The 13,346-nt window shown below is 72.5% G+C and carries 12 protein-coding genes and 1 pseudogene; 6 read left to right on the top strand and 7 right to left on the bottom strand.

Annotated elements, in window-relative coordinates:
* Window positions 1–119: 119 nt before the first annotated feature.
* On the top strand, window positions 120–3,779 hold the full coding sequence (locus ACGFJ7_RS33895; RefSeq protein ID WP_392645833.1) for a hypothetical protein: 3,660 nt from the start codon (window positions 120–122) through the stop codon (window positions 3,777–3,779).
* A gap of 18 nt (window positions 3,780–3,797) precedes the next feature.
* Here ACGFJ7_RS33895 and ACGFJ7_RS33900 read toward each other — a convergent pair whose 3' ends face one another.
* Both ACGFJ7_RS33900 and ACGFJ7_RS33905 read right to left on the bottom strand, forming a co-directional pair.
* Window positions 3,798–5,030 carry a cation:proton antiporter gene (locus ACGFJ7_RS33900; RefSeq protein ID WP_360257616.1) on the bottom strand — a complete coding sequence of 411 codons (1,233 nt, stop codon included), beginning with the start codon at window positions 5,028–5,030 and terminating at the stop codon, window positions 3,798–3,800.
* Between the two features lie 140 nt (window positions 5,031–5,170).
* Window positions 5,171–6,526, bottom strand: a complete 1,356-nt coding sequence (locus ACGFJ7_RS33905) for a sensor histidine kinase (protein ID WP_392645835.1) — start codon at window positions 6,524–6,526, stop codon at window positions 5,171–5,173.
* A gap of 49 nt (window positions 6,527–6,575) precedes the next feature.
* On the opposite strand from ACGFJ7_RS33905, the gene ACGFJ7_RS33910 reads away from it, so the two are divergent.
* Both ACGFJ7_RS33910 and ACGFJ7_RS33915 read left to right on the top strand, forming a co-directional pair.
* On the top strand, window positions 6,576–7,280 hold the full coding sequence (locus ACGFJ7_RS33910; protein WP_360257611.1) for a response regulator transcription factor: 705 nt from the start codon (window positions 6,576–6,578) through the stop codon (window positions 7,278–7,280).
* A 41-nt stretch (window positions 7,281–7,321) separates the two neighbouring features.
* Window positions 7,322–7,840 carry a DedA family protein gene (locus ACGFJ7_RS33915; protein ID WP_392645837.1) on the top strand — a complete coding sequence of 173 codons (519 nt, stop codon included), beginning with the start codon at window positions 7,322–7,324 and terminating at the stop codon, window positions 7,838–7,840.
* A 134-nt stretch (window positions 7,841–7,974) separates the two neighbouring features.
* Here ACGFJ7_RS33915 and ACGFJ7_RS33920 read toward each other — a convergent pair.
* From ACGFJ7_RS33920 to aroA, 3 genes and pseudogenes are all read right to left on the bottom strand, one after another.
* Window positions 7,975–8,695 (bottom strand): annotated as a pseudogene (locus ACGFJ7_RS33920) (DUF6461 domain-containing protein).
* Window positions 8,671–9,009: a hypothetical protein gene (locus ACGFJ7_RS33925; RefSeq protein WP_392645838.1), complete on the bottom strand. Its 339-nt coding sequence runs from the start codon at window positions 9,007–9,009 to the stop codon at window positions 8,671–8,673. Before ACGFJ7_RS33925 ends, ACGFJ7_RS33920 begins: the two are co-directional and overlap by 25 nt.
* Before the next feature lie 75 nt (window positions 9,010–9,084).
* Window positions 9,085–10,338 (bottom strand): 3-phosphoshikimate 1-carboxyvinyltransferase, encoded by a 1,254-nt coding sequence (gene aroA / locus ACGFJ7_RS33930; RefSeq protein ID WP_360257603.1) that lies wholly within the window; start codon window positions 10,336–10,338, stop codon window positions 9,085–9,087.
* Between the two features lie 114 nt (window positions 10,339–10,452).
* On the opposite strand from aroA, the gene ACGFJ7_RS33935 reads away from it, so the two are divergent.
* Window positions 10,453–10,977 (top strand): GNAT family N-acetyltransferase, encoded by a 525-nt coding sequence (locus ACGFJ7_RS33935; protein ID WP_360257601.1) that lies wholly within the window; start codon window positions 10,453–10,455, stop codon window positions 10,975–10,977.
* Window positions 10,978–10,982: 5 nt separating this feature from the next.
* On the opposite strand, the gene ACGFJ7_RS33940 is transcribed toward ACGFJ7_RS33935, so the two are convergent.
* Window positions 10,983–11,534, bottom strand: a complete 552-nt coding sequence (locus ACGFJ7_RS33940; protein WP_392645841.1) for a VOC family protein — start codon at window positions 11,532–11,534, stop codon at window positions 10,983–10,985.
* A 259-nt stretch (window positions 11,535–11,793) separates the two neighbouring features.
* Between ACGFJ7_RS33940 and ACGFJ7_RS33945 the strand changes: the two genes are divergently transcribed.
* Entirely contained in the window at window positions 11,794–12,588 is a 795-nt protein-coding gene (locus ACGFJ7_RS33945) for a hypothetical protein (RefSeq protein ID WP_392645843.1), read from the top strand.
* 1 nt (window position 12,589) lies between these two features.
* Window positions 12,590–12,724, top strand: coding sequence for a hypothetical protein (locus ACGFJ7_RS33950; RefSeq protein ID WP_392645845.1), 135 nt, complete (start codon window positions 12,590–12,592; stop codon window positions 12,722–12,724).
* On the opposite strand, the gene ACGFJ7_RS33955 is transcribed toward ACGFJ7_RS33950, so the two are convergent.
* A complete protein-coding gene (locus ACGFJ7_RS33955) occupies window positions 12,701–13,309 on the bottom strand; it encodes a hypothetical protein (RefSeq protein ID WP_392645846.1) in 609 nt (202 codons plus the stop codon). The two genes, ACGFJ7_RS33950 and ACGFJ7_RS33955, sit on opposite strands and share 24 nt — an antisense overlap.
* Between the last annotated feature and the right edge of the window lie 37 nt (window positions 13,310–13,346).

Consider the following 13,346-nt stretch of genomic DNA (forward strand, 5'->3'; position numbering starts at 1 on the left):
CTGTCTAGCCGGGCGCGCGTTGTCTGGCCCCTGGTGGCGGCCGTCAGACAAACAACGCTGGACAACGCGGCGACAATCGACGATGGACCGTGGGGTTCGCGGGGGAGAGGGGCCGGAGGATGCCGAGGCCGGAACGACCGCTGGACGGGCGAGGCGGCCCGGTCGAGGAGCTGGCGGCCGAGTTGCGGCTGCTGCGGGACAAGGCCGGCAAGCCGGGGTACCGGCAGATGGCGGCGCGGGTCAACTACTCGGTGGCCACCCTGTCGGCGGCCGCGTCGGGGCGGCGGCTGCCGACGCTGGAGGTGACACTGGCGTACGTCGCCGCGTGTGACGGTGACCCCGGGGACTGGGAGCGGCGCTGGCGGCAGGCGGAACGGCTGACCGTGGCGCCGGCCGACGAGCCGGCCGCCGCCGACGGGGACGGGCGGTCGCCCTACCCGGGGCTGGCGACCTTCCGGCCCGAGGACGCCGACCTGTTCTTCGGCCGCGACGCGCTCGTCGACGACCTGGTGTCCCGCCTCGGGCAGCGGCGGTTCCTGGCCGTGTTCGGCGCGTCGGGCGCCGGCAAGTCGTCGGTGGTACGGGCCGGCCTGGTGCCCGCCTGGGGTGGACCGGCCGTGGTGCTGACCCCGGGGACCCACCCGCTGGCGGAACTCGCGGTGCACCTGGCCCGGCGGGCCGGGGTGGCGGCCGGCGGGGTGCTGGACGACCTGCGCGCGGACCCGGGGCGGGCCGCTCTGCTGGTCCGACAGGGGTTGCCGGCGGCCGGTGATCTGCTGGTGGTGGTGGACCAGTTCGAGGAGGTGTTCGCCGGCGGCGCCGATCCCGTCGAGCGGACCGGCTTCGTCGCGGCCCTGCTGGCGATGTGCCGGGAACCGGACGGCCGGGCCCGGGTGGTGCTGGCCGTGCGGGCCGACCACTACGCCCGGTTCGCCGAGCATCCGGAGCTGCTGGCCGCGCTGACCGACGCCCAGGTGCTGATCGGCGGGATGAGCCCGGCCCAGCTGCGCGAGGCGGTGACGAAACCGGCCGAGCGGCGCGGCGCCCGGGTCGAGGGCGCGCTGGTGGCCACGATCGTGGCCCAGGTGACCGGCTCGCCGGGCGCCCTGCCGCTGGCCGCGCACGCGCTGCGCGAGGCGTGGCGCCGCCGGCAGGGCGCGATGGTCACGCTGGCCGGATACGAGGCGGCCGGCGGGGTGGCCGGGGCCGTGGCGCACACCGCGGAGGCCGCGTACGACCGGTTGTCCGAACCGGAGCGGGCCGCCGCGCGGCGGGTGCTGCTGCGGATGGTCGACGTCGGGCCGGACGGGGTGATCATCCGCCGCCGGCTCGACCGGGCCGAACTGGACGGGATCGAGCGGGCGCCGGCCGTGGTCGAGGCGTTCGCCGGGGCCCGGCTGGTGAGCACCGGCCGGGACACCGTGGAGATCGCCCACGAGGCTCTGATCCGGGCCTGGCCGCGGCTGCGGGGCTGGGTCGAGCAGAGCCGGGCCGGGCTGCGCCAGCACCGGCGGCTGACCGAGGCCGCCGCCACCTGGGAGGCGCTGGGCCGCGACGACGGCGCGCTCTACCGGGGTCTGCGGCTGTCGAACGCGGTGGAGGCGCTGGACGCGGAGACCGTCGGCCTGACCGGCCCGGAACGGGAGTTCCTGGAGGCGAGCCGGGCGTTACGCGACCGTGAGGCGCGGCTCGGCCAGCGCCGTACCCGCCGGTTGTTCGCCGGGCTCGTCGCGGTTCTGGCCGTCGTCAGCGTTCTCGCCGCCGGCGCGGTCCTGTCCGCGCGGCGCGCCTCGGCCGAACGCGACCGGGCGGTGGCCCGGGAGCTGGCGGCCGGCGCCCGGGCCGAGCGGATGACCGACCCCGAGCTGGCCCTGCTGCTCGCCTCACGGGCCTACCGGCTCCACCCGGACGACGAGACCGAGTCGGTGCTGCGGCAGGCCACGGCCGACACCCGCACCACGTACACGATGGACGCGCACGGAACGGAGATCTACTCGGTCGGCGTGAGCGGATCCCAGGCCGTCAGCGCCGACCTGTCCGGCGACCTCAAGGTGTGGGACCCGCGGGGCCGGTCCCCGGCGGTGACCGCGCCGGTCCGCGGCACGTACGCCGACTTCGGGCCCGACGGGCGGATGGCGATCGCGACGAGCGATCCGTCGACCCGCAGCCATCAGGTCGTGCTCTGGAAGCCCGGGGAGGCGGCCCGGCCGCTCCACCCGGCGATCGCCGCGTCGGCGATGGCCGTGGCGTACAGCCCGGACGGGCGCTGGGCCGCCATGCTCGGCGACGATTCCCACGCGTACGTCTGGGACACCACCCGCGACGGTGTGCTGCGGTCGTTGCCCTTCACGGGCGTTCCGGGCGGCCTCGCCTTCGGCCCGGGCGGGCGGCTCGCCGTCGCCTCGGACGACGGCACGGTACGGATCTGGGATGTCGCCACGACGTCGCCACCGGTCGTGATCCGCCAGCCCGGGGACCGCTTCCCGGCGGCGGTGGCGTTCAGCCCCGACGGCCGCCGGATCGCCGTCGGCGGCAGCGGGAAGGTGACGGTCCGGTCGGCCGACGGGCGGGGAATGCCCCAGACGTTGCTGGACCCCGAGTTCACGTACATCAGCGTCGCCTTCAGCCCGGACGGGCGCCGCGTCGCCGCCGGCGCGTACGAGCGGACCGTCCGGATCTGGGACGTGGCCGACGGCAGCCGGGGCCTGATCCTGCGCGGCCACCACGGGGCCGTCCGCGACGTGCAGTTCACTCCGGACGGCCGCAGCCTCGTCTCCGGCAGCGACGACGCGACCGCCCGCGTCTGGGACGTCACGGGCGCCGGTGACCCCGAGGCGGTACCCCTTCCGGCGTCCCGCGGCCCGGCCCTGCTCAGCGGCGACGGCAGCGCCGTGGCGTCGGTGAATCCCGGCACCGTCTCCGTCCTGGGGTTCCACCCGCCGCGCACCACGACCACGCTGCCCGGTGCCCGGCCGGACACCCGGATCCTGGCCGTCGGCGCGCACGGGCGCGCCGTCGCCGCCCGCGCCGGCGAGCGGCTCAGCTGGTGGCCGGCCGGGGACGGCGGCCCACCCGGGCCGGTCGACTGTGGACCCCAGCCCCCGGGACCGATCGGGTACACGGCCGCCCTGAGCGGCGACGGGCGGGTCCTGGCGCTCGACTGCGGCGACTACGAGGTCCGCGTGTGGCACGCCGGGAACCCGAAACCCGCCGCGAGCGTCGAGGGCAACGGGCCGATCGCGATCAGTCCCGACGCCACTCGGCTGGCGCTGATCCAGCAGGGCCCGGTCGTGGTGCTGTGGGACCCGGCGGCCGACCGGGTGGTGCGGTCGCTGAGCATCCCGGGCGGTAACCCCGACCACGCGCGGTTCAGCCCGGACGGCCGGCTCCTGGCGGTGTCGGGCGACGACGGGGCGATCCGGGTGTGGACGGTCGCCGGTGACGCCGGCCCGGTCGTCCTCACCGGCACGGCCGGGCAGACCACGGCGATCGGCTTCAGCCCGGACGGCCGGCTGATCGCCGGCATCGGCACCGACGACGTGCTGCGCGTGTGGAACACCGACGGCAGCGGCGAAGCCCTCACCTTCGCCCCGCCGGCCGACGCCCGGGATCTCGCCTTCAGCGCGGATGGACGCGAGCTGATCACCGTGCACGACGACCACCTGCGGATCACGCCGTGCGAGGTGTGCGGGCCGATCGGCGAGGTGCTGGCGCTGGCCGCCCAGCGCACCACCCGCGACTTCACGCCGGAGGAGCGCGCGAAATACCTGCGGAGTTAGCCCTCGGCAGGACAGACCCTAGAGCGCGGGACGGCGCCGGCCGGGCAGGCGGCCGGCCACCACCGCGCCCGGGCCGTGCAGCAGGACGCTGGCGAGGACGGTGATCGTCATGGTGGCCAGCGCGGTCTCGGCGAGTTCGCCGTCCGGGAGGTCGTTGAAGGCGAGCAGGCCGAAGACGATCGACGTGGTGCCGCGCGGGCCGATGGCGGCCACGACGAGTCTTTCACGCCAGGTCATCGAGGAGCCGAGCAGCGACAGCAGGATCGGGCCGGCGCGGACGACGGTGAGCACCGCCAGGCTGTAGACCGCCAGCTGCCAGCCGACGCCGTAGCGGACGGTCAGGACGACGGCGTTGCCGAGGTAGAACCACATGGCGATGGTGGCCATGGCGGCGGTGTCCTCGAGCAGTTGCAGGTCCGGCGTCTGCGCGCGGTGCTTGACCGGATGGTTCGGCCGTACGTGGCGCAGGTAGCGGAACGCGAGGCCGCAGACGAAGGCGGCCACGAAGCCGTTGCCGCCGATCGCCGCGGTCGCGGTGTAGGCCAGCAGCGGGGCGGCCACCACGGTGATGCGCCGGGACTGGCCGGTGGTCCAGCCGTGCCGGTCGGCCAGGTTCATCAGCGCGGCGATCAGCAGGCCGAGCCCGGCCCCGGCCAGGATCGCCTTGATCGCGCTGGGTACGGCCGCGCCCAGGGCCTCCAGCGGCGTGTCCGCCGTCGACGACGTACCCGCCAGGATCAGCGCGAACAGGAAGACGGGCGACATGATGCCGTCGTTGTAGCCGCTCTCGACGTTGAGCAGTTCGCGGACGCGGGCCGGGACCAGGCGGTCGCGGACCAGCGACTCGGCCGGGGCCAGGTCGATCGGCACGACGATGCAGGCGATCACCAGCAGGGCGGCCCAGGACAGGCTGGGCGGCAGCAGCAGCCAGCCGATCAGCACGGCGAGCCCGAGGCTCAGCGGCATGGCGATCAGCAGGGCGCGGGCGGCCAGGCCCGGCTCGTCGCCGAAGAGCCGGCCGCCGCGCACCTCGGTGGCGTCGACGAAGAGCAGGACGGCCAGGATCACCTCGGCCACGTGCTGGGCGACCGTCGAGTTCACGGTGCCGGTGAAGGCGTCGGTGAAGATCGCCGTCACGATGCCGGCCACGACCATCACCAGGGGTACGCGGACGTGCCACCGTTCGAGCCGGCCGGCCACGAGCGACCACGCGCCGGTGACCGCCGCGATCACCACGAGGGTCGCGATCATGAAGCTGAGCGTCGCATGGTCAGACGTGGCTCCGGGCCGAAGTCCGCCGGCGAGGCGGCACGAACAGGGTCAGCGGCTGGTTCATGAGCGGCCGCGTCGTGGTCGAGACAGTCATGGCCGAGACGGTAGGGAGGCCGACCTTAAGATTCGTTGAATGTGGGGATGCGCACGCGCATGGCGGCGCCCTCCCGCAGGTCCAGCACCTCCAGCGTGCCGCCGTGGGCGAGGGTGATCTCGCGGGCGATGGCCAGGCCGAGGCCGGTGCCGCCGCTGCCCCGCGACCGGCTGTCGTCGAGCCGGACGAACCGGTCGAAGACCCGCTCGCGGTTCTCCGGCGCGATCGGGGGACCGTCGTTGCCGACCACGATCTCCGCGAAGTCCCGGCCCGCCGCCGAACTGACGGTGACGGTGCTCCGGGCGTACCGAAGGGAATTGTCGGTCAGATTGCGCAGCACCCGGGCGAGCTGATCCCGGTCGCCGCAGACGCGCGCGGGGTCGACGGTGCCCTGGATGTGCAGGCCGGGATGCTCGACGGCGATCCGGTCCCGCTCGGCGTAGACCAGATCGTCGAGGTCGACGTCCTCCCGGCGTACCGCAAGCTCCTGATCGTCGGACCGGGCGAGCAGCAGCAAGTCGTCGACCAGGCGCGACATCCGCGCGCTCTCCTGGTGGATGCGCCGCACCGAGCGGGCCGGCGTCTCGCCCAGCCCGGCCACCCCGGCCAGCAGGTCGGCGTTGGCGTGGATCGTGGTCAGCGGGCTGCGCAGCTCGTGGCTGGCGTCGGCCACGAACCGCCGCTGGGCCGTCGCCGACGCCTCGATCCGGTCGAGCATCGTGTTCATGGTGCGGGCCAGCGCGGCGATCTCGTCCTCGGCGACCGGCACCGGCAGGCGAGCGTGCAGGTTCGTCGCGGTGATCGACGCCGCCCGCCCGCGCATCGCCTCCACCGGCCGCAGCGTACGGCCCACGAAGAAGAACACCGCCACACCGACCAGGACCGCCAGGATCGGCAGGCCCACCAGCAGCGCCGTCAGGATGGCCCGCGTGCCGTAGCGCACCAGCTCCAGCGACACCGCGACCACGACGATCCGTTCACCCGACGGCGTCGAGACCCCGGTCGCCTGGATCCAGAAATTCGCGGTCTTCTCGTACGCGTCGTGTCCCGCGGCCGGGCGCAGCGTGGAGATCGCCACGCGCGAGACCCCGGACCGGGCGATCACCGTGCCGGTCGGGTCCACCACCTGGACCCGGCTGCCCCAGGAGTCCTCCCGCAGCGCGAACCGCAGCGCGAACCTGTCGCCCGAGGCCACCGCCGCCGCCACCTGATCGGCCCGGTCGTCGGCGGCGGCGCGGACGTCCTCCAGCAGCAGGCCGCGCGCGGTGACCAGCAGGATGCCGCCGGCGATGACCGAGGCCACCGCCACGACGACGCCGGCCGCCAGCGCGGAGCGCATCCGCACGCCGAGCCGCCGCCGCAGCCTCAGGAAAAGGGGCATAGCGGACACGCTAGCTTTTAAGCTGATCGTGCGGGTTGAGGGAGGCGAGATGCGGGTGCTCGTGGTCGAGGACGAGGTCACGATGGCGGACACGATCCGCGACGGGCTCGCCGCGCAGGGCTTCACAGTCGACCTCGTGCACGACGGGGTGGACGGCCTGTGGGCGGCCACCGAGAGCCCGCACGGCGCCTACGACGCGATCATGCTCGACATCATGCTGCCCGGGCTCAACGGCTACGAGGTGTGCCGGCAACTGCGCGGTCGCGGCGTCTGGACGCCCATCCTCATGCTCACCGCCAAGGACGGCGACTACGACCAGGCCGACGCCCTCGACCTCGGCGCCGACGACTACCTGGTCAAGCCGTTCGCGTTCGTCGTGCTGATCGCCCGGCTGCGCGCGCTGATCCGCCGGGGCGCGCCCGAACGCCCGGCCGTGCTGCGCTCCGGCGACCTCACCCTCGACCCGGCCGAACGCCAGATCCGCCTCGGCGATCAGCCCGTCTCGGTCACCCCACGCGAATTCGCCATGCTCGAGTTCCTGATGCGCCACCCCGGGCAGGCGATGACCAAGACCGCGATCCTGGAGAACGTGTGGGACGCCCACTTCGACGGCGATCCCAACATCGTGGAGGTCTACATCGGCTACCTGCGCAAGAAGATCGGCCGGGAGCGGATCGAGACCGTACGCGGCGCCGGATATCGGGTGGCTGAACACGCGGCGGACGCTACGGCCGGCGACCTGAAGAGCCGCTGAATTCAGCCAATCCTTAGGTTCGGCCCCTCAGCATGGCCGTCATGCACTCGCACGAAGGCCTGCCGCCGCTGCTGCGCGACCTCGCGCCGCTCCTCGACAACTGGGGCTACATCGCCCTGTTCGTCATCATCTTCGTGGAGAGCTTCGGCCTGCCCACCCCCGGACAGACCCTGATGGTGGCCGCCGCGATCTACTCGCACTGGGGCCGGCTCGACGTGTGGCTGGTCGCGGCCCTGTCCTTCACGGCGGCGGTCCTCGGCGACAACCTCGGCTACTGGCTCGGCGCCCGCGGCGGCCGTCGAGCCGTCCATCGGTGGGGCCGTTACGTGTTCCTCACCCCGCCCCGGTTCGCCAAGATCGAGGCGTTCTTCGCCCGGCGCGGCAGCTACGTGGTGGTGGTCGCCCGCTTCCTGGACGGCCTGCGCCAGTTCAACGGTGTCCTGGCCGGCATCACCGCCATGTCGTGGCGCCGCTTCCTGCTCCACAACACGATCGGCGCCTTCAGCACCCTCGGGTGGACCCTCGAAGACGCCGGCATTCACCGTAGCCCACGCCGTTGACTGGATGGGGCAGGTGGACGGCTGGGTGGGTCAAGCCTTGGAGCACCGCGTGACAGCGTTGCCCTGACGGGCGAGCGCGACGACAGCGGCCCGGGGGATGGGCGGGGCCGTGGGCGCCCTCTTCGACGACTGCATCACGCCAACGCGGGAACCCGTACGAGCGAGAAGCTGGACGTGAGCACCGCCTCGGTCAGGCGGACACCGGTGACGTGCTCCGCGAGATCGAAGGCCCGCCCGGAGGCCTGCTCGTCGAACACGTAATCCGGATCGTCCGGATCGTCGGGACCGAGGTTGAATCCCATCGCCCGGAGAACGTCCAGAAGGGCGTCCGGTTCGCTGCCTTCGCGCCACGACGCGTTCCGGAAATCGAAGGAAACCCGGACATCCCCGTCCTTCGCCCAGATGAACAGCTCGTCGTTGTGCTCGGAGTGGTACACGGTGGCGACGTCGGTACCCCGCGACAGCGTCTCGAGGATCTCCTCGTCGGTGCCGAGCTGGCTGTACTGCTCGACGATCAGCGCTCCGCCCGTCAGCTCGGTGACGGCCACGGAGAAAGTTGTGCTCGTCCAGATCGTCAAGCCCGACGATCCGCCCGATGACCGAGCCGCCGAGAGCGTGTGCGACCTCGTCGCTGGTGCGGCCCTTGACGAAGGTCAGGCAGGATCCCACCGAGAGGCCTGGACCCGTGATCTCGAACCACCCGTAGTCGTTCATGGCGATCATCAAACCATGGCTCCAGGGTCGCGAGCGGCGCAGGTGAACGGCGCCGAGCGTGGCCGTCACCAGGAACTTCCGGCTGTATCGCACCGCCGTCCCCGCCAACCTTGAGATCACGGCTGAACTGTAGAGCGGCATTTCGCCAGGGCCTGCAACAGGAGCGCCCGGATTCCCCAGACGGCGAGCGCTTGCAGGCCGGCGAGCATCACCCACCAGAGGGTGTCCGCGATGCGCGCGACGGTGTCGCCGAGCAGGTCTCCCGTGATCGAGACGGCAAGCAGCTCGTACGGCCCGGAGACCACGCTCAGCGGAGCGCAGGCGAACCAGAGCACCAGCCGGGCCTTGATGTCGAAGTTCTGCGCGACGCTCAACGCGAACGCGACACTGACGTAACCGACCGCCACGGGGTGCGCCCGCGCCCACCGGAGCCATACTTGAACACGTTCAATCATGAGGCGGAGAATAGAACAGCCCGCCGCGCGAACGCATCGTCAGCTGCGTCACCGCCAGCCATGCTTCGTGCCTGGCTAGTCCCGGAGAGCTTCGAGGTCGGCGAAGAAGTCGGGATAGGTCTTGGCCACGCAGCCGGGGTCGCGGACCTCGATGCCGGGAGCGCGCAGTCCCAGCAGGGACAGGCTCATCGCCATGCGGTGGTCCTCGTACGTCTCGAACGTGGCCGGGCGCGGCTCGCCGGGGTTGATGGTGAAGCCGTCCTCGTCCTCGACGGCGTCGACGCCGGCGCGGCGGAGCTCGGTCACGACGGCGGCGACGCGGTCGGTCTCCTTGCCCCGGATGAAGCCGATGCCGCGGACGCGGGTGGGTGAGTCGGCGAAGACGGCGACGGCGGCCAGGGTCTGGGCGGTGTCGGAGATGTCGGCCATGTCGACGTCGATGCCGTGCAGGGCGCCGGAGGAGCTCACGGTCAAGGAATCCGGCGTACGCGTGACGGTCGCGCCCATGCGCTCGAGGACGTCGGCGAAGCGGACGTCACCTTGCAGGCTCGCCGTGCCGAGGCCGCTCACGGTGACCCGGCCGCCCGCGATGGCGGCCGCGCCCAGGAAGTAGGAGGCGGCGCTGGCGTCGGGCTCGATGTCGTAGGCACGGGCCGTGTACCCACCGGGGCGGACGGTCAGGTCCTCCACCGTCGCGCCGAAGGCGGCCATCACGGCCTTGGTCATCTCCACGTACGGAACGGAGACCAGCTCCGAGGTGAGCGCCACCTGGAGCCCGTCGCGCATCAGCGGGCCGGCCATGAGCAGGCCGGAGAGGAACTGGCTGGAGATGTGGCCGCTGACGTGGACCGGGCCGCCGTGCATGGGGCCGCTGACCGCGGCCGGCAGGTAGCCGGGCTCGCCCAGCTCCTCGACCTTCGCGCCGACCTGGCGCAGCGCGTCGAGCACCGGGCCGAACGGGCGGGCGCGCAGCTGCGGTGTGCCGTCGACGACCGTCCGGCGGCCGAACAGGGCCGCCGCCGGAAGGATGAAGCGCGACGTCGTGCCCGACTGGCGGGCGTCGACGACGGCTCCCTCGGCGGGCGATCCACCGCCGGTGACCGACGCCGTACGGGAAATGGGGTCGACCGCGACCGACGCGCCGAGCGCGCCCACCGCCGTCATCATCGCGCGGGTGTCGTCGGCGAACAGCACGCCCGTCAGGGTGGAGGTGCCGGGCGCGAGGGCGGCGCAGAGCAGGGCCCGGTTGGTGATGCTCTTGGAGCCCGGCGGGCGGACGACGGCGTGGAGAGGACGGCTGAGCGGCGGGATCGCGCGGGAATCGGTCACGCGTCCATCCTTGCCGGATCGCCGGCGCCGTGCCGGAAAATTTTCCCAGCCTGTGGATAACGGAGAAACTGTGGACAACTCCGATGATCTTCGCGGAGCCGCCACAATGGCCCGATGCGAATCAGGGCAGCGCTTCCGGCCGACCTTCCTTTCCTGCAAGAGATCGAGCGCGCCGCGGGTGAGGGCTTCCGCGCGATCGGCATGGCCGCGATAGCCGACGACGATCCACCCTCGATCGAGGTCCTCACGGACTACGAGCGGGCCGGGCGGGCGTGGGTCGCGGCCGATGGCGGTCCGGTCGGCTATCTCCTCGCGCGGCTCGTCGACGGCGACGTTCACGTGGAGCAGGTGTCGGTCCATCCGAGCCGGCAGGGCGAGGGAGCCGGCTCGGCGCTGTTGGAGCGGGCCGAGCAGTATGCGGTGGAGTGCGGCGCGAAAGCGCTGACGCTCACGACGTTCGCCGACGTGCCCTGGAACGCGCCCTACTACCGCCGGCGGGGGTTCGCCGTGGTCGACGAGGGTGAGCTCACGCCGGGCCTGCGGGCCGTGCGGGAGCACGAGGCCGCGGCCGGCCTCGACCGCTGGCCCCGCGTCACCATGCGGCGGCCCGTCGGGCGCGATCAGCCCCGGCCGCCGTAAGCCGGTCAGAGCACGTGCTGGCCGTACATCTCGCCCAGCGGGTCGGCGATCAGCTCGATGCGGGCGCCGTCGGGGTCGCGGAAGTAGACCGAGACGCCGCTGTGCACCTCGTGCTCGACGCCGGCCCCGGTCAGGCGGCCGACCAGGGCGTGCCATCGGGCCGGCTCGACGCTGATCGCGATGTGGTGCAGGCCGCCCAGGACCTCGGCGTACGGGCCGACGTCGAGGCCGGGGAAGTCGAAGAAGGCGAGGAGGTTGCCGTTGCCGATGTCGAAGAAGAAGTGTGACGAGCCGGGGTAGTCCCTGTTCTCGATCAGCTCGGTCAGGGGGAAGCCCAGCACGTCCTGGTAGAAGCGGATGGTGCGCTCGACGTCGCTGCTGATCAGGGCGGTGTGGTGCAGGCCGCGGGCGGTCGAGGCGGGCCGGGCGCCGGCCGGCTTGAGGTGAGCCTCGCGCAGGCGGGCGCGCTCGGCTTCGCGAGCGGCGACGGCGGGATCGGCGGCGGAGGCGGGGGAGGCGGCGGGATCGGGGGCGGCGGCGGGATCGGGGGTGGCCATGGCTCGACTCTAGGGGCCGGGGGACGTCAGCGGATGCCTTCCGCGCGGAGGCGGGCGGCCAGGGCGGCCGCCTGGTCGAGCATGACCTCGGAGACGCGGCCGACATCATCAAGGGTTTCGCCGGCGGCCTGAAGGGCTGAGGCCCCCTATTCGGAGGAATGAATGAAACGCTTCACCGTGGCCACGTCGGCCCGGTTGCTGACCTTGGCCGGATGCTCGACCGGCGGCGAGAACGTCGCGGGCGACGACAGCGTCGCGGGTGCGCGAGGGTGACGAGCGGTCGGACAACCCGTACTCGGCCGGTCCGATGTTCGTCCTCTCCGAACAGGAGATGGATTACCACCTGCTGGCGGGGATCTACGCGGCGATCCGCTCGGCGGCGGCCCGGCGCGGGCTTTCCGTGCGGCTGCTGGAATATCTGGAGCCGGGGCCCGAGTTCTGCCGCAGCGAATGGAAGACGGAACGGCACCCGGAGGTGGCCGCTGCCACGGCCGACGCCGGTGGGCACATCGTGCCCGGGGTCATCGACGTGACACTGCCGCTGGCCGCCGATGCGCACAAGTACGCCGCCTGTCCCGGCGGCATTCCCGACGGCCTCGTGGCGGGGGACTTCGTGGCGGCACAGACCGGCGCCTTCGTCAGCGACTTCGGCCTCGACGGCGTACTGCTGGGCAATCAGTTCGGGCTGGTGGGATTCTGGCGGCCGTCGAACGCGCCGCCCGTCACGCCGGAGCGGATCGAAGGCATCACACGGTTCTTCACTCGGCTGCGGGCCGAGATCGGCGTGGGGCTCATCTATTGGATGCACACCTACTGGCCCGTGGAGACCGAGCACGCGGCGTGGGGGATGACCGACGAGGCGTACGCCAATCTCGACGCCGTTCTGGTGTCGACCTTCGCGGTCATCGTCGAGCGGACGAAGATCGTGCCGAACTTGCGCAGCAAGGCGGCGCTCCGCGGGCCGCGGGTCATCTTCGGGCTCGATTTTCGTCGATCCCTGGTACTGGTACCGGACGCACCTCGACGATCGGCGGACCTACCGCTATCAGCGTGAGGTGCTGGTGGCGGAGGCCGGATCGATCGACGGGGTGTCCTATTTCGCGAACGACACGTTCGGCCATTTCGTGCCTCGCCGATGGCTCGACGAGACGCTTTCGGTGGTCAGCTCACTTCACGATCCGAAGATGTGAACGCTTGCGCGGCGCCGGTTTCTCGTCCTCGTGGAAGACCTCGTCGAGGCGGTGGCGCAACGTCTCGCGGTAATTCTCGCCGGGCTTTTGGCGCGGCTCCTTCTTGAGCAGCCCTTTCGCCACGACGACCGTGACGGCGACGGTCAGGAAGTCGCGGACCACGGCCCAGCCGGCGGTGCCGAAGGTGAAGTCGGCGGGGAACATGACGCCCTGCAGGACCGCCCCGGCGACCGCCGCGACGGCGGACGCGCCGACGAGACGGCTCAGATCGCCCTGGACGCCGTGCCAGTACAGCGGCAGCCAGCGGTCCAGCAGCCAGGCGAACAGCACCGCCGGTACCACCTGCGGGATTGCCTGGGTCACGCCGTCGAGCAGGGTGCCGGTGCTGGGGACGAGCGCGGCCAGCACCAGCATCACCAGGGCGTCGAAGCGGCGCGGGCCGTGCGCGCCCTGGGCGACCAGCCAGACCGCGCCCACGGCGGCGGCCGGCCAGAGCGCGCCGTCGAGCGCGTGCCCGGCGTACAGGGCCAAAAGGTAGAGCAGGGCGAACCCGGCCGAGCGGGCGCCGTAACGAGCGAGGCTCACGGCATGTACCTCCGAGACCGGCCCCGGGGGGAGGGAC

Source organism: Actinoplanes sp. NPDC048988 (assembly GCF_043197815.1).
Taxonomy (GTDB): domain Bacteria; phylum Actinomycetota; class Actinomycetes; order Mycobacteriales; family Micromonosporaceae; genus Actinoplanes.

Excerpts from the sequence above, each read along its gene's own strand:
- ACGFJ7_RS33900 (WP_360257616.1), bottom strand. The coding sequence starts at position 5,030 with ATGATCGCGACCCTCGTGGTGATCGCGGCGGTCACCGGCGCGTGGTCG.
- ACGFJ7_RS33895 (WP_392645833.1), top strand. The coding sequence starts at position 120 with ATGCCGAGGCCGGAACGACCGCTGGACGGGCGAGGCGGCCCGGTCGAG.
- ACGFJ7_RS33905 (WP_392645835.1), bottom strand. The coding sequence starts at position 6,526 with ATGCCCCTTTTCCTGAGGCTGCGGCGGCGGCTCGGCGTGCGGATGCGC.
- ACGFJ7_RS33910 (WP_360257611.1), top strand. The coding sequence starts at position 6,576 with ATGCGGGTGCTCGTGGTCGAGGACGAGGTCACGATGGCGGACACGATC.
- ACGFJ7_RS33925 (WP_392645838.1), bottom strand. The coding sequence starts at position 9,009 with ATGATTGAACGTGTTCAAGTATGGCTCCGGTGGGCGCGGGCGCACCCC.
- ACGFJ7_RS33940 (WP_392645841.1), bottom strand. The coding sequence starts at position 11,534 with ATGGCCACCCCCGATCCCGCCGCCGCCCCCGATCCCGCCGCCTCCCCC.
- ACGFJ7_RS33935 (WP_360257601.1), top strand. The coding sequence starts at position 10,453 with ATGCGAATCAGGGCAGCGCTTCCGGCCGACCTTCCTTTCCTGCAAGAG.
- ACGFJ7_RS33915 (WP_392645837.1), top strand. The coding sequence starts at position 7,322 with ATGCACTCGCACGAAGGCCTGCCGCCGCTGCTGCGCGACCTCGCGCCG.